This is a genomic window from Burkholderia sp. 9779_493 (genome assembly GCF_015712215.1).
GTDB lineage: Bacteria > Pseudomonadota > Gammaproteobacteria > Burkholderiales > Burkholderiaceae > Burkholderia > Burkholderia cenocepacia.
Window position 1 is genome coordinate 189729 of the sequence record NZ_JACCQA010000013.1, and the last position, 19822, is coordinate 209550.

23 protein-coding genes and 1 tRNA gene are annotated in these 19822 nt (G+C 67.8%); 7 read left to right on the forward strand and 17 right to left on the reverse strand.

Annotated elements, in window-relative coordinates:
* The first annotated feature begins 114 nt into the window (after window positions 1–114).
* The gene (locus H0X95_RS15995) at window positions 115–987 is read left to right on the forward strand and encodes a LysR family transcriptional regulator (RefSeq protein WP_006486745.1); all 873 of its coding nucleotides are present in this window, start codon (window positions 115–117) and stop codon (window positions 985–987) included.
* 76 nt (window positions 988–1063) lie between these two features.
* Here H0X95_RS15995 and H0X95_RS16000 read toward each other — a convergent pair.
* Window positions 1064–1148 (reverse strand) — tRNA-Leu (locus H0X95_RS16000).
* 142 nt (window positions 1149–1290) lie between these two features.
* Between H0X95_RS16000 and H0X95_RS16005 the strand changes: the two genes are divergently transcribed.
* Window positions 1291–2604, forward strand: coding sequence for a leucine-rich repeat-containing protein kinase family protein (locus H0X95_RS16005; RefSeq protein WP_059721910.1), 1314 nt, complete (start codon window positions 1291–1293; stop codon window positions 2602–2604).
* A 15-nt stretch (window positions 2605–2619) separates the two neighbouring features.
* Here the strand turns inward: H0X95_RS16005 and H0X95_RS16010 are convergent, their stop codons facing one another.
* From H0X95_RS16010 to H0X95_RS16045, 8 genes are all read right to left on the reverse strand, one after another.
* Window positions 2620–3249: a LysE family translocator gene (locus H0X95_RS16010; RefSeq protein WP_080331601.1), complete on the reverse strand. Its 630-nt coding sequence runs from the start codon at window positions 3247–3249 to the stop codon at window positions 2620–2622.
* A 97-nt stretch (window positions 3250–3346) separates the two neighbouring features.
* Complete coding sequence (locus H0X95_RS16015) at window positions 3347–3520, reverse strand: hypothetical protein (RefSeq protein ID WP_006486739.1); 174 nt, start codon at window positions 3518–3520, stop codon at window positions 3347–3349.
* A gap of 32 nt (window positions 3521–3552) precedes the next feature.
* Window positions 3553–3996: a copper chaperone PCu(A)C gene (locus tag H0X95_RS16020; protein WP_058903612.1), complete on the reverse strand. Its 444-nt coding sequence runs from the start codon at window positions 3994–3996 to the stop codon at window positions 3553–3555.
* A 92-nt stretch (window positions 3997–4088) separates the two neighbouring features.
* Complete coding sequence (locus H0X95_RS16025) at window positions 4089–4454, reverse strand: copper resistance CopC family protein (protein ID WP_059721914.1); 366 nt, start codon at window positions 4452–4454, stop codon at window positions 4089–4091.
* A 300-nt stretch (window positions 4455–4754) separates the two neighbouring features.
* Entirely contained in the window at window positions 4755–5132 is a 378-nt protein-coding gene (locus tag H0X95_RS16030; protein WP_012493505.1) for a DUF2946 domain-containing protein, read from the reverse strand.
* A 92-nt stretch (window positions 5133–5224) separates the two neighbouring features.
* Window positions 5225–5719, reverse strand: coding sequence for an SRPBCC family protein (locus tag H0X95_RS16035; protein ID WP_012493504.1), 495 nt, complete (start codon window positions 5717–5719; stop codon window positions 5225–5227).
* A 58-nt stretch (window positions 5720–5777) separates the two neighbouring features.
* Window positions 5778–6080: a 2Fe-2S iron-sulfur cluster-binding protein gene (locus H0X95_RS16040; protein WP_006486753.1), complete on the reverse strand. Its 303-nt coding sequence runs from the start codon at window positions 6078–6080 to the stop codon at window positions 5778–5780.
* Window positions 6081–6162: 82 nt separating this feature from the next.
* A complete protein-coding gene (locus H0X95_RS16045) occupies window positions 6163–8067 on the reverse strand; it encodes a sigma-54-dependent Fis family transcriptional regulator (RefSeq protein ID WP_059721916.1) in 1905 nt (634 codons plus the stop codon).
* Between the two features lie 185 nt (window positions 8068–8252).
* On the opposite strand from H0X95_RS16045, the gene H0X95_RS36290 reads away from it, so the two are divergent.
* Entirely contained in the window at window positions 8253–8528 is a 276-nt protein-coding gene (locus H0X95_RS36290) for a DUF2964 family protein (protein ID WP_006498826.1), read from the forward strand.
* Window positions 8529–8768: 240 nt separating this feature from the next.
* Complete coding sequence (locus tag H0X95_RS16055) at window positions 8769–9056, forward strand: DUF1488 domain-containing protein (RefSeq protein WP_006486743.1); 288 nt, start codon at window positions 8769–8771, stop codon at window positions 9054–9056.
* 244 nt (window positions 9057–9300) lie between these two features.
* Here H0X95_RS16055 and H0X95_RS16060 read toward each other — a convergent pair whose 3' ends face one another.
* Window positions 9301–10602, reverse strand: coding sequence for an NCS2 family permease (locus H0X95_RS16060; RefSeq protein ID WP_006480751.1), 1302 nt, complete (start codon window positions 10600–10602; stop codon window positions 9301–9303).
* A gap of 388 nt (window positions 10603–10990) precedes the next feature.
* Here H0X95_RS16060 and H0X95_RS16065 point away from each other — a divergent pair, with 388 nt between their 5' ends.
* Together H0X95_RS16065 and H0X95_RS16070 are read left to right on the forward strand one after the other, a co-directional pair.
* A complete protein-coding gene (locus H0X95_RS16065; RefSeq protein WP_006498829.1) occupies window positions 10991–11182 on the forward strand; it encodes a hypothetical protein in 192 nt (63 codons plus the stop codon).
* Between the two features lie 210 nt (window positions 11183–11392).
* The gene (locus H0X95_RS16070) at window positions 11393–11671 is read left to right on the forward strand and encodes a hypothetical protein (protein WP_006480752.1); all 279 of its coding nucleotides are present in this window, start codon (window positions 11393–11395) and stop codon (window positions 11669–11671) included.
* Window positions 11672–11842: 171 nt separating this feature from the next.
* Here H0X95_RS16070 and H0X95_RS16075 read toward each other — a convergent pair whose 3' ends face one another.
* The 6 genes from H0X95_RS16075 to H0X95_RS16100 all read right to left on the reverse strand — a co-directional run bounded on the left by H0X95_RS16075 (window position 11843) and on the right by H0X95_RS16100 (window position 17143).
* Window positions 11843–12217 carry a DUF2917 domain-containing protein gene (locus H0X95_RS16075; protein WP_006493550.1) on the reverse strand — a complete coding sequence of 125 codons (375 nt, stop codon included), beginning with the start codon at window positions 12215–12217 and terminating at the stop codon, window positions 11843–11845.
* A gap of 265 nt (window positions 12218–12482) precedes the next feature.
* On the reverse strand, window positions 12483–12863 hold the full coding sequence (locus H0X95_RS16080; RefSeq protein WP_059722064.1) for a DUF2917 domain-containing protein: 381 nt from the start codon (window positions 12861–12863) through the stop codon (window positions 12483–12485).
* A 251-nt stretch (window positions 12864–13114) separates the two neighbouring features.
* Complete coding sequence (locus H0X95_RS16085; protein WP_006486730.1) at window positions 13115–13402, reverse strand: hypothetical protein; 288 nt, start codon at window positions 13400–13402, stop codon at window positions 13115–13117.
* Window positions 13403–13480: 78 nt separating this feature from the next.
* Complete coding sequence (locus H0X95_RS16090; protein ID WP_012493501.1) at window positions 13481–14386, reverse strand: metal-dependent hydrolase; 906 nt, start codon at window positions 14384–14386, stop codon at window positions 13481–13483.
* A gap of 29 nt (window positions 14387–14415) precedes the next feature.
* Window positions 14416–16203 (reverse strand): SDR family oxidoreductase, encoded by a 1788-nt coding sequence (locus H0X95_RS16095; RefSeq protein WP_059721917.1) that lies wholly within the window; start codon window positions 16201–16203, stop codon window positions 14416–14418.
* Between the two features lie 40 nt (window positions 16204–16243).
* The gene (locus H0X95_RS16100) at window positions 16244–17143 is read right to left on the reverse strand and encodes a M24 family metallopeptidase (protein WP_059721919.1); all 900 of its coding nucleotides are present in this window, start codon (window positions 17141–17143) and stop codon (window positions 16244–16246) included.
* 511 nt (window positions 17144–17654) lie between these two features.
* Between H0X95_RS16100 and H0X95_RS16105 the strand changes: the two genes are divergently transcribed.
* Window positions 17655–18932 carry a haloacid dehalogenase-like hydrolase gene (locus H0X95_RS16105; RefSeq protein ID WP_059721920.1) on the forward strand — a complete coding sequence of 426 codons (1278 nt, stop codon included), beginning with the start codon at window positions 17655–17657 and terminating at the stop codon, window positions 18930–18932.
* Window positions 18933–19028: 96 nt separating this feature from the next.
* Here the strand turns inward: H0X95_RS16105 and H0X95_RS16110 are convergent, their stop codons facing one another.
* Window positions 19029–19802 (reverse strand): slipin family protein, encoded by a 774-nt coding sequence (locus tag H0X95_RS16110; RefSeq protein WP_006483242.1) that lies wholly within the window; start codon window positions 19800–19802, stop codon window positions 19029–19031.
* Window positions 19803–19822 lie beyond the last annotated feature (20 nt).

The following is a 19822-nucleotide window of genomic DNA, read 5'->3' on the forward strand; positions in this document are numbered from 1 at the left end:
ACACGAATTCTTGCGCACGGTCATGTATATGTCCAATATATGAAATGAACCGCAGCCATATGTTTTAACACTGGCTGACGGATTAATCCGACTCACCGCGAGGTCACGTCACGCATGGAACTCCGGCATCTCCGCTACTTTCTGGCCGTCGCGGCCGCGTCGAATTTCACGAAGGCCGCCGAAACGCTCGGCATCGGCCAGCCGCCGTTGAGCCAGCAGATCAAGGCGCTCGAGAACGAGCTCGGCGTGGAGCTGTTCAAGCGGACCGCGCGCGGCGCCGAGCTGACGCTGGCGGGCGAGGTGTTCGCGGAAGAGGCGCGACGCGTGCTCGACGATGCCGAGCGCGCGGCCCGGGCGGCCAGGCGCGCCGCGCGCGGGGAAACCGGCCATTTGCGGGTCGGCTTCACCGGCACGGCCGCGTTCAATCCGAAGGTGTCGGATCTGATTCGCCGCTTTCGGGAGGCGTTTCCGGAGGCCGAGCTGACGTTGCAGGAAGCGACGTCGGGGGTTTTGCTGGAGGCGCTCGAGGCCGGGCGCGTCGATGTCGCGATCGTGCGGCCCGAGCGTCGCGTCGCCGCGACGCTGCGGGTGTCCGACTGGGACGAGGAGCCGATGTTCGTCGCGCTGCCCGTCGCGCACCGGCTCGCGCAGCGGCGGCGCATCGAGCTGGCGGAACTGGCCGACGAGTCATTCGTGCAGGTGCCGCGCGCGGCCGGCGGCGCGCTGTTCGACGACATCGTCGCCGCGTGCCGGGCCGCCGGGTTCGAGCCGCGCATGGCGCAACCGGCGCCGCAGATCGCGTCCGCGGTGACGCTGGTGGCGGCCGGGCTCGGCGTGTCGGTCGTGCCGAAGGCGATTACGCAGGTGCAGGTTCCCGGGGTCGTGTACCGGCCGTTCGCGGGTAACCGGTTCCGCGCCAGGCTGGCGATTGCGTCGCGCTGCGACGAGCCGTCCGCGGTCGTGCGGAATTTTTTGTTGTTGGCGTAGCGGAAAACAAAAAAACCCGCGAAGCCAGGTGCTGTCGCGGGTTTCAGAGAATGCTGGAATGCGGGGAAAACGCATCTGGTGCCGACGGCGAGACTCGAACTCGCACAGCTTTCGCCACTACCCCCTCAAGATAGCGTGTCTACCAATTTCACCACGTCGGCACTGCAAGGGGCGCAATTCTAACGTCACATCGCGCGTTTGTGAAGAGGGTGTGACAAGGTCGTGCACGGGCACCCGATCGATCCCGGTAGAATTCGTCCGATCGACCCGACGATCAACGCAACCGCCACCCGTCTTCTTCCCGTGACCCACACCCTCGAACACCTGCAGGCCGGCCAACTGGCGGGCGCGCGGCAACTCAAGCTCGCGTGCGGGCTGACCGAATTTCCGCGCGAGATCTTCGATCTGGCCGACACGCTCGAAGTGCTCGACCTGACCGGTAATGCGCTGTCCGCGCTGCCGGACGATCTGCCGCGGCTGCATCGCCTGCGCATCCTGTTCGCGTCGGGCAACCGCTTCACCGCTTTCCCTGGCGTGCTCGGCGCGTGCGAGCAGCTCGACATGATCGGCTTCAAGGCGAACCGGATCCGCACCGTGCCGCGCGGCGCGCTGCCGCGTGCGCTGCGCTGGCTGATCCTGACCGACAACGCGATCGACGAACTGCCGGCCGACATCGGCGACTGTGCGCGGTTGCAGAAGCTGATGCTCGCCGGCAACCAGCTGCGCGCGCTGCCCGCGGAACTGGCCGCGTGCCGCGCGCTGGAACTGGTGCGCCTGTCCGCGAACCGGCTGGGGGCGTTGCCCGACTGGCTGCTGCGCCTGCCGCGTCTCGCATGGCTTGCCGTTGCCGGCAATCCGCTCGGCGCGGTGCCGGAGGCCGCGGCGTCCGCCGGGCCGGACGTCGCGGAGATCGACTGGGCGGCGCTGTCATGCGAACAGAAGCTGGGCGAGGGCGCGTCGGGCGTCATTTACCGTGCGCAGTGGCGCGCGGACGGCCACCCGCCGCGCACGGTCGCGGTCAAGCTGTTCAAGGGCGCGGTGACGAGCGACGGCCTGCCCGATTGCGAAATGGCCGCGTGCCTGCATGCCGGCGGTCACCCAAACCTGATTCCCGTGATCGGCAAGGTGCGCGGGCATCCGGACGGCACGCACGGCCTGGTGATGGCGTTGGTCGATCCGGCGCTGACGAACCTCGCCGGGCCGCCGAGCTTCGCGTCCTGCACGCGCGACGTCTACGCCGCCGATGCGAGGTTCGATCCGGCGCAAGCGGTGCGAATCGCGCACGGCATCGCGTCGGTCGCCGGTCATCTGCACGCGCGCGGCATCATGCATGGCGACCTGTATGCGCACAACATCCTGCACGACGGCGCAGGGGGCGCGTTGCTCGGGGATTTCGGCGCGGCGTCGCTGTACGACCCGAACGCGCGTATATGGGGCGCCCGGTTCGAGCGGCTCGAAGTGCGCGCGTTCGGCTATCTGCTCGGCGAATTGCTCGAGCGCTGTGGATCGCACGCCGACGCGCTCGATGCGCTGGCGGCGGCCTGTGTGAACGAGGACGTCGATGCGCGGCCGTCGTTCGACGAGATCACGGCCGCGCTGGCCGAGCGCATGCGCTGACCGGATGGGGCCGACTCATGCCTGCCGTGCACTCAGCAGCTTGATGCCGAGCCCGACGAACAGCAGCCCGCTCGCACGCTTGAGCGCGCGCACCGCGCGGCTCATGCCGAAGCCGCGATGCAGGCGGCGCACGCCGGCCGAATAGACGCTGTGAACGACCACGACCGTGCACGCGATCGTCGCGTACATCACGACGAACTGCAGCGCGAGCGGCCGGTCGTGCACGACGAACTGCGGCATGAACGCGGACAGGAAGATCATCGTCTTCGGATTGCTGCCCGATACGAACAGCGCTTCGCGGAACAGCTTGCGGCGATCGGGCACGGCGATCTCCGTTGGGCCGCTCGATGCGGCGGCCTTGCGGTCGCCGCGCAACTGCCGGACACCCAGGACCATCAGGTACGCGGCGCCGATCACCTTCATCGCGACGAACAGCGGCGGCATCGCGGCCAGCACCGCGCCGACGCCGAGCGCGACCAGCAGCACGACCACACCCTGCGCGACGAGGTTGCCGGCGATCGTCGCCGCGGTGCCGTGCGCGCCGTAGCGCACCGTGTTGCGGATCACGAGCAGCACGTTGGGCCCCGGCGACAGCGTCGTCGCGAGATAGGCGGCGGCAAACAGCATCCAGGTCTGAATGGACATGCGGCGCTCCGAGAGGCGGTTCCGGCGGTCGGGATGACGCGATGATGTCACGCCAATAATGGCGCGGGCCGCCGCCGGAACCGTGCCGTCCGGCGTGTCAGCGCGCGTCGCGCATGCAGTACGCGGGAATCGACGGCGGTGTATCGATGGCGGCAGGCCGCGTCATCCACGCGATCCATGCGGCCCACAACCCGCAGACGATCAGTACCGCGACATTCAGCGGCGTCCGGTAGCGAACGATCAGGTCGGCCAGCGGCAGGCGGTCTTTCATGTGCGTCTCCTTCGGTCGTGAGGCGGGCAGCGTTACTGGCCGGCGTAGGTCGGCGCCTTCGCGTCGCAGGTCACGGACACGGTCGAGCCGTCCGCGAAGTGCAGCCGGAACGGCACCTTCGCGCCGGGCGCGACGGCCTGGCGCGGCTCCTCCAGCATCACGTGATAGCTTTTCGGCTTGAACGTCACCGTGCCGTGCGCCGGCACGACGACCGAATCGACGTGCACCATCTTCGCGGTGCTGCCGCTCGTCTGCGTTTCATGCACCATCGCCATCCCGTAGGCGGGCGTGTCGATACCGGTCAGCGTCGCGGGCGCGTCGCCGTGGTTCTTCAGCGTGAAGTAGCCGGACGACGGCACCGTCGCCGGCATCGTGCGGATCCAGCACGCATCGGCCTGGATGGCCGGCGCGGCGAACGTGGCGGTGGCGTGCAGCGTCAGTGCCATGAGCAGGCCGGTCGGAATCGGGCGTTTCATCATGTGTTCTCCTTATTGGGTGCGATGCCGCGGGCATCGATGCGAATGCGCTCGGCACGAAGCGCCGATGCGCACCGCGTGCGTGCCATGCGTTACTTCAGCGTGAACGTGTAGCGGCCGTGCGTGCGATGGCCGTCGCTGGCCACCGCGATCCACGCGACCGTGTAGGTGCCCGGCTTCAGGTTCGCGAGTGGGACGTGCATTCGCTTCCGGTTGCCGGCGTCGACGGCCGATTTCCCGTCGACGACCGATTGCCCTTGGCTGTCGGTCACGGCGATCGAGCTGAACGCCGGCTCGAGCGCCTCGCCGAAATCGATCGTGACCGCGTGCGGCGCGGTGGACAGCGTGGCGTCGGGAGCCGGGTCCTGCGCTTTCGGGAGCGCATGCGCGTGGGCGGCCTGGATGACGACGAAGCCGAGTGCGGTGAGTGCGCCGCGAACGAAAAGGGTGGTTTTCATGGCTGGATGAGCGAATGACGAATCGGATGAAAAAACGGATTCGACGGACGGCTGCGCGGAGCGGCATCGATGCCGACGCCGGTCGGCGCGGACCTGCGCGGCCGGGCATTCGCATGCGGGCGAATGCGGGCGAATGCGGGCGCGGCAACCCGAACCGGCGGCGGCCAACCACATGCCCGGCACGACGCCGTGCGCAGCAGGGTGAGACATGATCGTCCTTCGAAACGTGACACGTCGCGCACGCGGGCGGCGTGCGCGGGCGACGTGATGCACGACGGCATCACGCGCAATGACGACGGATCAGGACGTGAACGGTGGGGCGCGCGGTTGCGCGGACGTGAGCGGTAGCGCGCGGCGCAGGCTTTCGAAGCGGGTGGCCGCGCGATGCTCGATTGCGTGCACGTGAGCCGCGAACGTCAGTTCGGGCGCGGGCAGCGCGGGGGTATGGGCAAGCAGGCTGCAGTAGCCGCATGCCTGGAGATGGGCCTGCAGGCTTTTCGTCGCCGCATCGGCGGACGGCGTGCCGGCGGCCGGCGCGGACGAACAGTAGCCGGCCAGCAGCGCGTCGACGCGCCCTTGCGTGGTCAGCGCCTGCGAGATCGTCGGCGCGAGCGCCGTCATCAGGATGGCGAGCATCCCGATCAGACTGCCGATCTTCCGGAGACGACGACTCAGCATGCGATGTGCGGCGGCGGGTGGACGACGATGCCGCCGATTATGCCACGCACGTCGATGCGCCGGTCGGCGCGGACGTGCGGCGTAGCGGCGCGCTACGCGTGCAGCGCCAGATACTTTGCGATCAGCGTCATCTGCGCGGCCCAGCCCTGGTCGTTCATGTCGCGCGCGGTCGCGCGACGCGCTTCGATCAACTGGTCGAAACCCGTTTCGGTGACGGTGAGCAGCGTGCCGCCCGCCTGCGCCGCGAGCGTGAACGTGACGAGCGTCATCGGCTCGGACGCGTAATCGACATTCGGATCGATCGCGAACGGATGCCAGCGAAACGAGAACAGTTGCTTGGGTTCGATACGGTCGACGACGATTTCGAACACAGTGCCCGCATAGGGCTCCTGCGCCTTGGCGACGTCGTCGTCGACGCGGGTGGGGGTGATGCGGCCGAACAGCGACTGGCCGGCCTCGAACGGGCCGTCGAACGACACGCCGAACCACTGGCCGAATTCGCCGGAATTGCTCACGGCTGCCCAGACGCGGTCGGGCGATGCGGCGAGCAGCGTCTGTTTTTCGATGCGATCGGTTGGCTGGACCATCACGTTCTCCATGCAGGATCGAGCGTTGCAGGACGACGCGCGCGGTCGCGCGCCGTGTTTAGTCGAGCATGACCGCGTCGGGCACGTCGAGCACGAGGTCCGACGTCGCGACGGCCACGCACGGCAGCGTATAGCCGTCGGCCTTTTCCTCGCGGGAGAGCCCCGGCCATTCGATCGTGTAGCGTACGCTGCCGCTGACGATCCGGCAAAGGCAGCTTCGGCACGTGCCGTTGCGGCACGAGCGCGGCAGCGATACGCGCGCGAATGCGGCGGCTTCGAGCACGGTCAGCGCATCGGGCGCGTCGAAGGTGGCGCCGAGCGGCTCGATGCGCACGACGGGCGGGTGTTCTGGATCGGTCATGACTGAAGCGGGCGGCAGTTCGGCGGCAACGCGCCAAGCATACCCGAACGCGCTAGCGGCCGACGACCGCCGGCCGTATGCATCAGTGCCGCCGCAGATACCGGTACACGGTATTGCGGGCGAGGCCGAGTTCGCGCGCGGCCGCCGATACGTTGCCGCCGTGCCGCGCGAGCACCGCGTCGATCATCGCGGCCTGATGGCTTTGCAGCGTCGTGCCTTCGTGCTTGCCGGCCGATGGGGCCGGGGTGGCCGCCGCTGGCCCAGCCGGCGCATCGTCGCAGTCGAGCCAGAAATCGTCGGGCAAATGCGCGAGCGTGATTTCGGCTTCGTCTTCGGCGAGCATGCCGGCCGTGCGCAGCACGTTGGTCATCTGCCGCAGGTTGCCGGGCCAGCGGTGGCGCGCGAACGCATCGAGCACGTCGGCCGCGAGACGGCGCGGCATCGGCTCGCTGCGCGCGAGCCGCGCGAGGATGCGCTCGACGAGCGCCGGCAGGTCGGTGCGGGCGGCAAGCGCCGGCAGCGTGACCGCGAGCCCGTTGATCCGGTAGAACAGATCCTCGCGGAACGTGCCTTCCGCGATCATCGCGCGCAGGTCGCGGTGAGTCGCGCAGACCACCCGCACGTCGACCGGCACCGCGCGTGCGCCGCCGAGCGGCATCACCGCGCGCTCCTGCAGCACGCGCATCAGCCGCACCTGCTGCGCGAGCGGCATGTCGCCGATTTCATCGAGAAACAGCGTGCCGCCGTCGGCCTGCGCGATCTTGCCGGGGCTGCCGCGCTTGCGTGCGCCCGTGAACGCGCCGTCTTCGTAGCCGAACAGCTCGGCCTCGATCAGCGAATCGGGCAGCGCCGCGCAGTTGACCGCGACGAACGGGCCGTCCGCGCGCGGCGACGCCTGGTGCAGCGCGCGGGCGAGCCATTCCTTGCCGGTGCCCGTCTGGCCGAGGATCAGCAGCGGCAGGTCGCGCCCGCGGATCTTCGCGACGCGTTCGAGTACGGCGGCCATGCGCGCGTCGCCGGTGTCGAGCGTCGCGAACGTGATCGCGTCCGGGTCCGGTGCTCGCACGCGCGCGGCCGGCGCCGGCGGCGTGACGGCGACGGTCGTTTTCTGCGCTTCCGGGAATTCGCAGCGGGCGAGCACGCGCACGCCGGTCGACAGCGTGAGGCGGAACGTGGCGCCCGGCGCGCGCGCGGCCTGCTGCGCGAGCTGGGCGAAGCGCATGCCGAACAACGCGTCGCTCGCCTGATGCTGCAGTGCGTCGAACGACGCGCCGAGCTGGAACTGGGCGCTGCGGTTCGCGGCGATCAGCCCGCCGTCGGGGCCGAAGGCGACGAGCCCGGCGAACAGCGAATCGACGCAATCCTCGTGCGCGTGAAAGCGCAGCCGCAGCGCTTCGCCGCACTGGTTCGCGAACAGGTGGTTCTCGATCAGTTGCGCGGACATTCGCACCAGCGCGAGCGTATGCGGGCTGGAGCCGCGCGGGTCGCCGCTCACGTCCAGCGTGCCGAGCGTGCGGCCGAACGGATCGACGATCGGCGCGCATGCGCAGGTGAGGATGTGGTTCGCGCGCAGGAAATGTTCGGAGCCGTGCACGACCACGGCCTGGCCCGACGCGAGCGCGGTGCCGATCGCGTTGGTGCCGCGCGCGCCTTCGGCCCACGACACGCCGTTGCACAACGCGACGCGGTTCGCTTTCTCGATGAAGTCCGCGTCGCCGATGCTGTGCAGGATCACGCCGTCGGCATCGGTCAGCAGCACGAGGCTTTGCGTCTCGGCGATCTGCGCGTGGAGGTCCTCCATCACCGGGCGGGCGTGCGAGAACAGCGTGTGGTTCGTGTCGAGCAGTTCGCGCAGCGCGACGCGCGACAGCGGCGAGAAATCGGGGCGTTCGTGCGCGCGCAGGCCGACCGCGGTCGAACGCGCATGCGCCTGCGCGAGCAGGTCGGTACGCCCCGCGGTGGCGGGCAGCACGAAGGGTTGCGGCATGATGTGTCTCCTGTTCCCGGGGCCGCCGGGGCCGACCGGATCGGAATCGGCGGCGGAGTGCGGCTCCGCTCGCGGTGCACCATTCGGCGCGACGGCCGACCGTCCGGGTACGCATCATCATACAAGCGCCACGTGCGATGCGCGACCGCGAACAAAATCCCCTTGCTTTTAAGCGCCCGCCTGCAATGATGGAAATGGAACACGCACGCGCCGTGTTCCGCAGTGCAACATGCATGCGACGCGACATGCATCCGTTCGGGAGACGCATCATGGTTCGGGCGGAACTGAGAGTCGTGCTGGCGGCCATCGCCACTTTCATCATGCTGGGCGGCATTGCCGTGGCGATCCACGGATTGCTGTTCGATCTGACCGATGCGGTGAGATACGGGGCGGCCGCGATTGCGGTGGGCGTCACGACCGCCGCGATCGCGCTCAACATCTGGCCGACCGATCCGCACTGACGTCCGTTGCTGAAACGGTGCCGGATGCCGCGCAGATCAGACGAAATGCGCGTCGGAACGACGCACACCGAAATTTTTGTGTCCCGCGCGAAACCGTCTAAAGTGGAATTCAACCGGCATGCATCGACCGCGCCACACCCCGCGGTCGGGGCCTCCGCCGGCGAGCCCGCGTACATTTCGTCCGGCCGGTAGCGGACGACGGACGCGGTCATTCGTTTTCTACCGGTCGAGGCGGCGCCCATGCAGATCCATTTCACGAACGAGAAGCCTGAGTATTCGGGGCGTGACCTGATGCTGGGGTTCACGGCACTGGTCAATGGCGAGCGCGTCCAATGTCAGATCACCGCCGAGGCGCTGGAAGACCACTTCGGTGCGGCGTCGCCGCGCTTCGAGGACATGGTCGGCGCATTCGACCAGCACCGCGAGCGCATCGAGGCGGCCGCACGGCGCCTGCTGTCGGAAACGCGCGCGCAGTGCGTGACGCTGCGCAGCGGCTACGTGCGTTTCTACGAGGCCAACTGGCGCTGACGACACGACGCTCGTCCGGCGGCGCGCGCGACCGAGCGCGGCGCACGAAGACGTTGCCTTTCACGCAATGCCGTTCGGTGGGGCCGGGCGGCATTTTCGTATGCGCGCCGGGCGGGATGGTCGACCATCGATAGGGGCGTGCGCGTCGATTCGTCAGGATCGCGGATGAATCGTGCGAAAACGAAAACGCCACCCGAAGGTGGCGTTTTTTCGTTGCATCGTGCGGCGCGGCGATGCGCTTCGCTTACTCGCTGCCCAGATAGAAGAAGCGGAACAGGAACACGGCCGCGATGATCCAGACGATCGGCTTGACCGTGCGGCCCTGGCCCGTCAGCAGCTTGAGGCCGCCGTACGCGATGAAGCCGAACGCGACACCGTTCGCGATCGAATACGTGAACGGCATCAGCAGCGCGGTCAGCGCGGCCGGCACGGCTTCCGTCGCGTCGTCCCACGGCACCTCGACCATCTCGCGCAGCATCAGGCACGACACGTACAGCAGCGCGGGCGCCGTGGCGTAGGCCGGCACGACGCCGGCGAGCGGCGCGATGAACAGGCACGCGAGGAACAGCACCGCGACGGTGATCGCCGTCACGCCGGTGCGGCCGCCGGCCTGCACGCCCGACGCGCTTTCGATGTACGCGGTGGTCGACGACGTGCCGAGCACCGAGCCCGCGACGATCGCCGTGCTGTCGGCGAGCAGCGCCTTGTTCAGGCGGTTCATCTTGCCTTCGACGAGCAGGCCCGCGCGATTCGCGACGCCCATCAGCGTGCCCGTCGCGTCGAACAGCTCGACGAGGAAGAACACGAGGATCACGTTGATGATGCCGGTCGACAGCGCGGCGCCGATGTCGAGCTTGAACAGCGTCGCGTCGATCGACGGCGGCGCGGAGAACACGCCGTGGAACTGGTTGCCGGCGAAGAAGAACGACAGGATCGTCACGCCGATGATGCCGATCAGGATCGCGCCGCGCACGCGCAGGTGGTCCAGCGTGACGATCGTGAAGAAGCCGACGATCGCGAGGATCGTCTCGTGCTTGTGCAGGTCGCCGAGCGTGACGAGCGTGGCCGGGTTGCCGACGATCACGCCCGACGTCTTCAGCGAGATGATGCCGAGGAACAGGCCGATGCCGGCGGTGATGGAAATCCGCAGCGATTTCGGAATGCCGTTGACGATCGCCTCGCGCACGCGGAACAGCGTGACGAGCAGGAACAGGCAGCCGGAGATGAACACCGCGCCGAGCGCCGCCTGCCACGTGAAACCCATCCCCTTGACGACCGTGTACGCGAAATACGCGTTCAGGCCCATGCCGGGCGCGCAGGCGATCGGGTAGTTCGCGTACAGCCCCATGATGATCGACGCCAACGCCGCGACGAGGCAGGTCGCGACGAACACGGATTCCTTCGGCATGCCGGCGTCGCCGAGGATCGCGGGGTTGACGAAGATGATGTAGGCCATCGTCAGGAACGTGGTGACGCCCGCGAGTATTTCGGTGCGGAAGTCGGTGCCGGCTTCAGCGAAGCCGAAATACCGCTTGATGGATTCCATGAAGGCGTTTCTCCGGTCGGGTTGTCGTGTTGATTGTTGTGCCGAATTGTTGTAAAGGCAGCGCGCGGCCGGCTAACTGTAACCAGCCACTATTGTCCGGCTATCGGCGGATTGTAATAGCGTGGATAGCTCGGACGATATAGTTGGGGGCACGATCGGTTGCCTGCGCGCGAACGGTCTGGCAGCCCGCCCGCGCGACGAAGGCGCGCATTTTACCGGTTCGCGCGGCGCGGGCCGGCAGAAATGGCTGAAACGGCGGGAGCGGTGAAAACGACGGGAAGCGGCGCGGGGCAGGCGGGCGAGACGGGCCGATGCGTGCGCAACGGCACGCCGGCGGCATCGCACGCGGCCGGTGCGCGATGACATGCGACTGAAACGGAGCGCCCGCATGCTGCACGAACGCGGTGCAGGCGGCGGTGCGCGCGAACGCGCGTGCGCGGCCGATGCGGATGCGCGGCCGCGGCGTGCGGCGGCCATTCGTCAGTCCAGGCCGTTGCAGGTATCGGGCTATCGTGCGCCGAAGCCGTCCCGTGCGCAACAGTCATTTCGCGATGCGGTGGCGACTGTGGTTTCTGTGTAAAAGATTGCAAGACCCCATCGCGTAAACCGGCAAGTCTTTCTAGGATAGATACACCGCGCATGCACACGCCGGCCGGTCATTGCCGACGCGGGGGAGTCGCAGTCCGTGCAGGCCAGGCGGTGAATGGCGGTCAAGGCCGTTGCGCGTTTGGGCAGGCACGGCCGGTTGCGATTGCCCGATGCGGGTTCGTCCGTAATCACGGAGGTCAGCATGTTGAACTGGATCAGCCGCTGGGCGATGCGACACGCCCCCACGCCGGAAAAAACCGCTGCGTCGATGCTCGTGACGGCGCGCATGGAACTGTTCGCAGCCGAACAGCGCGTCATCGATGCGAAATTACAGGCGGATTACTGGCGCACACGTGTGTCATTCCTCGAAGAGGTGCAGAAGCAGGGCATCGATCCGTGGGTGACCTCGCAGGCCGCGCAACGTCCCGACCTCGATTCCACTCCACGAAGCACGGGCCCGCGTCTCGCCGCCAGCACCTGATGCCTCTGCTGCATCCCGTCGCTGCGCACGGCGCGCGATCGCTCGCGGCATGCACCGGCGTGCCGCGTCCTTCGATGCGCACCTGCGGCGCGTTGCGCCGCGGGTGCGCCCGTTTCCGGTCGCGGCCGCTCCGCGTGTCGCGCGCGTGACGCGTGCGACACGGCACGTCGCTCATCCGCTCCTTCTCCCTATCCCGACGAGCAAACGTTGCACTTGCGCGAGCATGCGCTTGACGCGCTCGCCGCGCCGCACGTACGCGGTCGTGATCGTCGCTTCGGCCGACCGGTCGGCATCGGTGCCGAGCCAGATGCGCTCGCCGCGCGCGATACGCAGCACCTCGCCGGGCCGCACCCAGTGATCGTCGACGCTCGGCGGCCGCGTGATCCACAGCGCCGCGCCGTGCGCGCGGATCTCCGCATCCTGCGGCGCGCGCCAGGTCATCGTCGTGCGTGGCGCGACCGCGAAACGGATCACGACGGTCGGTAATGCGATCGTGCCGGCGTGGCGCCGATCGCGGCGTTCAAACAGCGGGCTTGCCTGGTCCATCGTCTTCTCCATTCAGTGAGCCGGACGGATGACGTGCACCAGAACAAAAAGGCCTCATCCGTTTCCGGCGAGGCCTTGTGTGACATGCGGTACTGCCCGATTGCTAACGCACAAGCGCCTCCCGTGATCCATTCTTTCGAATGTTCACCGGGCAATGCATCGTGATGGCGATGAGCTTGAACGTAGGCATGCGAACGATTTTGTTGTCGGCGTGCGGCGTTGTCAACGACTATTTTCGGGATATGCGCGGGCGATACAGGATGCGTCACTCGCGCGTTCTTCGACCTCGTCTGCCCAGCATGTCGCGCATTCGTGCGATCGCCCGCCCCAGCGACGTATCGCGCCGCATCACGTACACGGTCGCGATCGACGCTTCGGCGGGCTGGGCGTCGCCGGTGCCGATCCAGATGCGGTCACCGCGCCGTACGCGCAGCACGTCGCCGGCGCGCAGCCGGTAATCGTCGATGCTGCCGAGCCGCGTGATCCACAGCGTTGCGTCGTGTACGCGAATCTCGGCGTCGTGCTGCGCGCGCCACGTGAGCGTCTTGCCGGGCGCGACCATGAAATGCAGCTCGACGCTCGGCAATGCGATCGTATCGGCGCGGCCCCGATCGGGGCAGACAACCAGCCGGCTTGCGTGGTCCATCGTCATCTCCATCCGTTGAGCCGGGCGGGATGACGCGCACCCAAACAAAAAGGCCTCATCCGTTTCCGGCGAGGCCTCGTGACATGCGTGACTGAATTTCGATGCTAACGCACAAGCGCCTCCGGTGATCGCCGCGTATGGGCGTTCACTCGGTTTTCATGCGCGATGGCGACGGGCTTGAGCATAGGCATGCGAACGAGTGTGTCGTGGCCGCGCTGCCGTGTCAACAGCAATTTCGAGATACGTGGCGGTTACGCGTCGCGTTGCGCGAGGCCGTTCACGAGCAGTTCCGACAGCAGGCCCGTCATCCCTTCCGGGTGCGTGGCCGCGCGTGCCTTCAGCTGTTCGACGAGCGCGGCGTTGAGCTTGCACGCGAACGGCACGAGGCCCTGTTCCTGGTCGAGCTTGCGCTGCGCGCGGCGGTCCAGCTTGGCCGCTTCGTCGGCGCCCTTGCCGAAACGCGCGGAGCTCGACTGCTTCATCGCGTGCGTCAGTTTGAGCGCCTTGTTCTTTTCGAGATCGGTTTTCTTCATGGCCATCGCGGCACCTCCGGGAAATGAAGCCGCGATTGTACGCATTTCGGCGGGCGCCGCCTGCCGGGCCGGCCGAAAACCCGGTCACGCGCCTTTCGTCGTGCCCCAGTTGCCGCCGTGCGCGGCCGCCTGCGCGGCCGGCGAGCGGGCGAGGTACGCGAGCGCCTGCTCGGTCGAGCCTTCGTGATGCGGCGTATAGCCCGGCTTGAAATAGCGCAGCGCCGCGCCGATCACCTTCCAGAACGACGGCAGGTGCCCGCGCCGCGAACCCTGCCACCACGCGAGCACGAAGCCCGGGTAGCGGCCGGCGTCCGGATCGCGCCGGTACATGAATTTCGCGCCGGTCGTGATGTAGTAGAGCAGCAGCAGGATCACGAACGCCATGTGCACGCACCGCTCCGGATAGGTGCCGCCCATATGCCGGTAGATGTCGAACGCGACGGTGCGGTGCTCGACTTCCTCGGCGCCGTGCCAGCGCAGCAGGTCGACCATCGTCGGGTCGGCGCGGCCTTCGTCGAGTCCGTGCGCGTTGAGCACCCAGTTGCCGAGATAGCCGAAGAAATGCTCGAGCGACGCGATCACGGCCAGTTGCTGCCGCAGCCAGAAGCGCGTATGGCCGATCTTCAGCCCGAACGGGGCTTCGCCCAGCACGCGCGTGAACAAACGGTTGAGCTTCTGCGTGAACGGCTTCGTGTCGATGCCGTGGCGGTCGTAGTAGTGCTTCAGCACGCCGCCGTGCGAGCGCGAATGCACGGCTTCCTGCCGCAGGAAGCCTTCGGCTTCGTCGCGCAGGCGTGCATCGGTGATCAGCGGCAGCGCCTTGTTGTACACGCGGCAGAACCACAGCTCGCCTTCCGGGAACAGCAGGTTCAGCGTGTTGATGATGTGCGTGCTGCCCGGATCGTTCGGCACCCAGGTGACCGGCGTGTCGCTGAAGTCGAACTTCACGTGCCGGGCCTTGATCTTGTGATAGTCGGCGGTATCGGTCATGTTGTCTCCCTGTGCGGCGTCGTGCGCCGTCAATGCGATGCCATGCTGACGCGGGCGATCCTCCGGCCGAGCCACGGCATGAAGCGGCCGACGCAGCGCAGCGCGTGCGCTTCGCCGCCGACCGCGACGACGGGGCGGTTGCGCAGCACGCCGTCGACCATCGCCTGCGCGACGGTTTCCGGTTTCAGGCCGCGCATCTGGTACAGCTTCGTCGCGCGCTTGCGCAGCCGCGCTTCGTCCTGCGCGTTGGCGCCCGCATAGTGCGTCGACGCCATGATTCCCGTCTCCGCGAAACCGGGGCACACGGCCGTCACGCCGATGCCTTTCTCCGCGAGTTCCGCGCGCATGCATTCGCTGAGCATCAGCACCGCGGCCTTGGTCGTCGCATAGGCGGGCAGGTCCCGCGACGGGCCGAATGCGGCTGCCGATGCGGTATTGACGATATGCCCGCCGGTGCCGCGCGCGGCCATCTGCTGCGCGAACAGCCGCGAGCCGTGGATCACGCCCCACAGGTTCACGTGCAGGATCCGCTCCCAGTGCCGCGCGCTCGTGTCGAGGATGCCGCCGGCCATGCCGATGCCCGCGTTGTTGATCACGACGTCCGCGCCGCCGAGTTCGCTGCCGACCCATGCCGCGAGCGCTTCCATCTCGTCGGCGGACCCGACGTCGACGCGTTTCGCGTGGGCCTGCGCGCCGGTCAGCCCGATCAGCAGCGCGGTGCGCTCGGCGCTCGCGAGATCGATGTCGCATGCGACGACGGTCGCGCCCTCGCGTGCGAAGGCCAGCGCCGCGCAGCGGCCGATGCCGCTACCCGCGCCGGTGACGACCGCGACCTTGCCGCTGAAGCGCCCGCTGGTGGCGCGGCGGCGCGCGTTCGCGAGCGCGGGCGGTTCGTTGCCGGATTCGACCGCGTCGATCAATTGCCCGGCGAGATCCGCGAAGCGCGCGGGATCGGCGAGCGGCAGCCAGTGACCGGCCGCGACTTCGCGGCGGTAGTACTGCGGCACCCAGCGCGACAGGTTTTCGGACAGCGCGGGGCTCACGTACTTGTCGCCGAGCGGCACGATCGTCTGCACCGGTGCGTGTGCGTAGCGTTCGCGCGGCGCGAACAGGCAGCGGATGAAGTTCGCGCGATACAGGCGCACGCCGCGCGCGCCGTCGTCGGCCTGCGTCGGGCGCGGCGCGGCGGGCGTTTTCTCGAGCCGGCGCAGCAGGCCCGGCCACGCGCGGCCGAGCCACAGCCGCCAGCCGAGTTCGGGGAGGAACGGCAGGTGGAACAGGTACACGTACCACGAGCGCATGAGCTGGCCGCCGAGCTTGGCGAGCGACGCGGACGTCGGCCGCAGCACGCGTTCGCGCAGCCAGAAGCCGACGTGGTCGAGGCACGGCCCCGAGCACGACGTGTACGACGCGATGCGACCGGCCAGGCGCGGATCGGTGACGAATTCCCAGCCCTGGATCGAGCCCCAGTCGTGTGCGACGAGGTGCACGGCGCGGCCGGGGCAGAGCGCATCGATCACCGCGACGAAATCGTCGGTCAGCTTCGCGAGATGGTAGTCGGCCGTGCGCGTCGGCACGCCGGACAGGCCCGCGCCGCGCACGTCGTACGCGATCACGTAGTGCCGGCGCGCGAGCAGCGGCGCGACGTGCTGCCAGACGCTGCTGTCGTCGGGATAGCCGTGCACCAGCACGACCGGCGAGCGGGCCGGGTCGCCCCAGGTCCGGACCGCGAGCGTCAGGTCGCCGGAGGCGACCGCCGTTTCGTTGTGAACCGATTCGAACAGGGCCAGCGGCGCTTCGTCGGAAAGAGGCTGCATCGTGAGTCCGTCGTTCAGGGAGTCGTGAGGAAGGGGCGCGTCAGGCGGCGGCCGGCACGGTCGACGCCGCCTGCGCGCGTTCGGCCTGGCGGCGCTGCCAGCGGCGCACGTGCGGCAGGTCCTCGTCGAGCCAGTACGCGTCGTCGTCGGTGATCACCAGCAGTTCCTCGAATTTCGCGCCGACGCCGGCGAAGCCGAGATGCGGCTCGACGGCCCACAGGCCCGGCACGGGCGCATGCTCGGAGCGGCGGTCGATCGACCACAGCGGCGACCAGCCTTGCTGCTTCGCCGCGCGGCCCTGGTCGAGCAGCAGGTTGCGCGTCGCGTTCAGCCCGAAGCGCGCGACGAAGCGCGGCTTCGACAGCTTGTGGATCTTCGCGACGCGATGCGCGAGCACCTTGAACGGATAGGCCTTGTGGCGCGGCTCGACGCCCTGGCGGCGGCACAGCGCGTCGACTTCCTGCGCGACTTCCGCCATCGACCGGCGCTCCTTCACGAGCCGCACGATCATGTCGCGATGGTCCATCAGGTCGTCCTGCAACTGCTCGAGGATCGGGTTGTGGCCCAGGCAGTGCGCGTAGCCGACGTCGGCGACGATGCCGTCGAGCACCGGTGCGACGTCGAGGATCACCGGCATGTCGGTTTCGAGTTGCCGGTTGCTCGGAAAGAACGCGAGATTGAAGCCGCCCATGTGCTTGAGGCCCGAGAAGCCTTCGAACGCGGTGCGGTCGCCGAACCACGCGAACGGCTTGTGCAGCCAGTCGTGCACGCCGTTGTCCTGCAGCCATTCGGTCAGGAGGCGCGCGGCTTCCTTCTCGGTGATGCCGGGGTAGAGCATCGCGCTGACGGTTTCGACGCAGCGGTACGCCAGTTGCTGGACCGCGCGGAATTGCGGCAGCTCGTCGAGGTGGACTTCCGGCAGCGGATGGTGGTCGGCCATGATGCGTCTCCATGTGTCGGCCCGCGTTTGCGTCTCGGCGCAACGCGGGTCCTGGGCAAGGCTGGGGTGCTGATCCGGAATGCATCCGCCGGCGTCCATCGCCGCACGGTTTATTCAGTCAGCATTTAATGTGTCATTGAATAATGTAATGATCATAGCCGGTTCGACGTCGCGCGCCAGCCCCCCGGAGATGAGGGCTTCTCCTAATGAAAGGCCGAAATGGAGGGGAAGCTCTAGATTTCCGGCGAGCGGGGCCGGATGGCCGTTGCTTGTTCATGCTTGCCGAACGGGGAAACCGGTCGGGGCACCCCATGCAAGGCTTCCGCACGGTCCGGCATGTCGCGCCGGATCAACTCGCCGTCGTGTCGCGGCGGGACGCTGTCAAATTGCCGAAATAATTTCGTCACATCATCCGCCCCGATTCGAAGCCTTTGCGGCTTCGCGAGGCCGGTGTGTCGCGCGTCGCGCGGGGCCGCGACCGAGGCCGATTCGGCATATCAACGGAGAGACCATGCAACGCCGCCAGTTCATGAACACCCTTGCCGCGGCGACCGCTGCGACGCCGCTGATGCTCAAGGCCGGCCTCGCCGGCGCGAAGAGCGCCACCGCGCCGGACGCGCTGGACCCCGGCCGCTGGTCGCCGTTCAACGCCGCGCGCCTGCAGGCGGTGCTCGACCAGCATGGCGTCGCGAGCGCCCGCTACGACGGAAAGCGCCGCCCGTACGCGGTGTTCGACTGGGACAACACGTGCATCATGAACGACTGCGAAGAGGCGTTGCTGATGTACCAGATCAACCATCTGCAGTACAAGCTGACGCCGGACGAATTCGTTGCCGTGATGTGGAAGGACGTGCCGAAGGGCGCGTTCATGAAGGACTACACGACCGTCGACGGCAAGCCGGTGACGATGGAGGACCTCGCGGCCGACGTCGAATCCGACTACCGCTGGCTCCATGCGAACTACCAGGGCCTCGGCGGCGACAAGAGCCTCGACGAGATTCGCGAGACCGATCAGTTCAAGGATTTCCGCGCGAAGCTGTACTTCATGTACGACGCGATCTGCGACACGCATCCGCTCGAAGTCGGCTACAAGTGGATCATCTACTTCTACCAGAACATGACGACCGCCGAGCTGCAGGCGATGGCGCAAGCGTCGAACAACTACGGGATCGGCGACGCGCTGCGCAAGGTCCGCTACGAAAGCCCGAAGACGCTGCCGGGCAAGGCCGGCGTGGTGGCCGATACGCATTTCCACGGCATCCGCATTCACGAGGAAATCCGCGCGGTGATGCACACGCTGCGGGCGAACGGCATCGACGTGTACGTGAGCACCGCGTCGCTCGACGACGTCGTGCGCGTGTTCGCCGGCAATCCGAACTATGGCTATGGCGTGCCGCCCGAGAACGTGATCGGCTTGCGTCTCGATATGCAGGACGGCAAGTACACGAGCACCTATCCGGCCGGCTGGCATTTCAACTGGGGGCCCGGCAAGACGGTGGGCATCCGCAACGTGCTCGCGTCGAAGAAGGGCTACGGTCCGCTGCTGGTGTTCGGCGACAGCGATGGCGACGCGTGGATGCTGCGCGATTTCAAGGACACCGCGGCCGGCGTGATCGTCAACCGGATGAAGAAGGGCGAGATCGGCGCGGACAGCAAGCTCGCGGCAGAGCAGATCGGCAACCCGGACGCGCGCTTCCTGCTTCAGGGCCGCGACGAGCACACGGGCCTGATGATCCCGGACGAGAAGTCGATCAAGTACGGCAAGGCCGAGCGCAAGCTGCTGGCCTGACGCGGGCGGGCCGCTGGGCCGCCGGGCGCTGGCCGCCGCGGCTCCCGCGCCCATCGGCATCGGCCCGCGGCGTCGTGCGGCCGGCGCATGCGCGTCTCAACGCTCGCGCGGCGGGCCCAGCCGATCCAGCAACGCCCCCAGCAGATCGACCGGCAACGGAAACACGATCGTCGAATTCTTGTCCGCCGCGATCGTCGTCAGCGTCTGCAGGTAGCGCAACTGCATCGCCTGCGGCTGCAGCGCGAGCCGCTGCGCGGCCTGCAGCAGCTTCTCCGACGCCTGAAGCTCGCCTTCCGCATGAATCACCTTCGCGCGCCGTTCGCGTTCGGCTTCGGCCTGCCGCGCGATCGCGCGGATCATCGTCTCGTTCAGGTCGACGTGCTTGATCTCGACCGTCGACACCTTGATCCCCCACGCATCGGTCTGCGCGTCGAGCGTCTTCTGGATGTCCGCGTTCAATTGCTCGCGCTCGGCGAGCAGCGCGTCGAGTTCGTGCTTGCCGAGCACCGCGCGCAGCGTCGTCTGCGCGAGCTGGCTGGTCGCCTCGAAGAAGCGCGCGACCTGGATCACGGCCTTCTCCGGATCGACGACGCGGAAATACACGACCGCATTGACCTTCACCGACACGTTGTCGCGCGTGATCACGTCCTGCGCCGGTACGTCGAACACGACGGTGCGCAGGTCGATCCGCACGACCTGCTGGACGATCGGGATGATCAGCACGAGCCCCGGCCCCTTCACTTTCCAGAACCGGCCGAGCATGAACACGACACCGCGTTCGTACTCGCGAAAGATGCGGATCGACGATGCGACGAGGACCACGACGAAGACGACCAGGACGCTGCTGAAGCCGAACGTGTAACCGATCATGAAGGTTCTCCCTGGGGATG

Excerpts from the sequence above, each read along its gene's own strand:
- H0X95_RS16045 (WP_059721916.1), bottom strand. The coding sequence starts at position 8,067 with ATGCCGCAACCCTTCGTGCTGCCCGCCACCGCGGGGCGTACCGACCTG.
- H0X95_RS16080 (WP_059722064.1), bottom strand. The coding sequence starts at position 12,863 with ATGGACCACGCAAGCCGGCTGGTTGTCTGCCCCGATCGGGGCCGCGCC.
- H0X95_RS16110 (WP_006483242.1), bottom strand. The coding sequence starts at position 19,802 with ATGATCGGTTACACGTTCGGCTTCAGCAGCGTCCTGGTCGTCTTCGTC.
- H0X95_RS16075 (WP_006493550.1), bottom strand. The coding sequence starts at position 12,217 with ATGGACCAGGCAAGCCCGCTGTTTGAACGCCGCGATCGGCGCCACGCC.
- H0X95_RS16095 (WP_059721917.1), bottom strand. The coding sequence starts at position 16,203 with ATGCAGCCTCTTTCCGACGAAGCGCCGCTGGCCCTGTTCGAATCGGTT.
- H0X95_RS16060 (WP_006480751.1), bottom strand. The coding sequence starts at position 10,602 with ATGGAATCCATCAAGCGGTATTTCGGCTTCGCTGAAGCCGGCACCGAC.
- H0X95_RS16055 (WP_006486743.1), top strand. The coding sequence starts at position 8,769 with ATGCAGATCCATTTCACGAACGAGAAGCCTGAGTATTCGGGGCGTGAC.
- H0X95_RS16065 (WP_006498829.1), top strand. The coding sequence starts at position 10,991 with ATGCTGCACGAACGCGGTGCAGGCGGCGGTGCGCGCGAACGCGCGTGC.
- H0X95_RS16020 (WP_058903612.1), bottom strand. The coding sequence starts at position 3,996 with ATGAAACGCCCGATTCCGACCGGCCTGCTCATGGCACTGACGCTGCAC.
- H0X95_RS16085 (WP_006486730.1), bottom strand. The coding sequence starts at position 13,402 with ATGGCCATGAAGAAAACCGATCTCGAAAAGAACAAGGCGCTCAAACTG.
- H0X95_RS36290 (WP_006498826.1), top strand. The coding sequence starts at position 8,253 with ATGATGGAAATGGAACACGCACGCGCCGTGTTCCGCAGTGCAACATGC.
- H0X95_RS16090 (WP_012493501.1), bottom strand. The coding sequence starts at position 14,386 with ATGACCGATACCGCCGACTATCACAAGATCAAGGCCCGGCACGTGAAG.
- H0X95_RS16105 (WP_059721920.1), top strand. The coding sequence starts at position 17,655 with ATGCAACGCCGCCAGTTCATGAACACCCTTGCCGCGGCGACCGCTGCG.
- H0X95_RS16100 (WP_059721919.1), bottom strand. The coding sequence starts at position 17,143 with ATGGCCGACCACCATCCGCTGCCGGAAGTCCACCTCGACGAGCTGCCG.
- H0X95_RS16025 (WP_059721914.1), bottom strand. The coding sequence starts at position 4,454 with ATGAAAACCACCCTTTTCGTTCGCGGCGCACTCACCGCACTCGGCTTC.
- H0X95_RS16035 (WP_012493504.1), bottom strand. The coding sequence starts at position 5,719 with ATGGTCCAGCCAACCGATCGCATCGAAAAACAGACGCTGCTCGCCGCA.
- H0X95_RS16010 (WP_080331601.1), bottom strand. The coding sequence starts at position 3,249 with ATGTCCATTCAGACCTGGATGCTGTTTGCCGCCGCCTATCTCGCGACG.
- H0X95_RS16030 (WP_012493505.1), bottom strand. The coding sequence starts at position 5,132 with ATGCTGAGTCGTCGTCTCCGGAAGATCGGCAGTCTGATCGGGATGCTC.
- H0X95_RS16040 (WP_006486753.1), bottom strand. The coding sequence starts at position 6,080 with ATGACCGATCCAGAACACCCGCCCGTCGTGCGCATCGAGCCGCTCGGC.
- H0X95_RS16015 (WP_006486739.1), bottom strand. The coding sequence starts at position 3,520 with ATGAAAGACCGCCTGCCGCTGGCCGACCTGATCGTTCGCTACCGGACG.
- H0X95_RS15995 (WP_006486745.1), top strand. The coding sequence starts at position 115 with ATGGAACTCCGGCATCTCCGCTACTTTCTGGCCGTCGCGGCCGCGTCG.
- H0X95_RS16070 (WP_006480752.1), top strand. The coding sequence starts at position 11,393 with ATGTTGAACTGGATCAGCCGCTGGGCGATGCGACACGCCCCCACGCCG.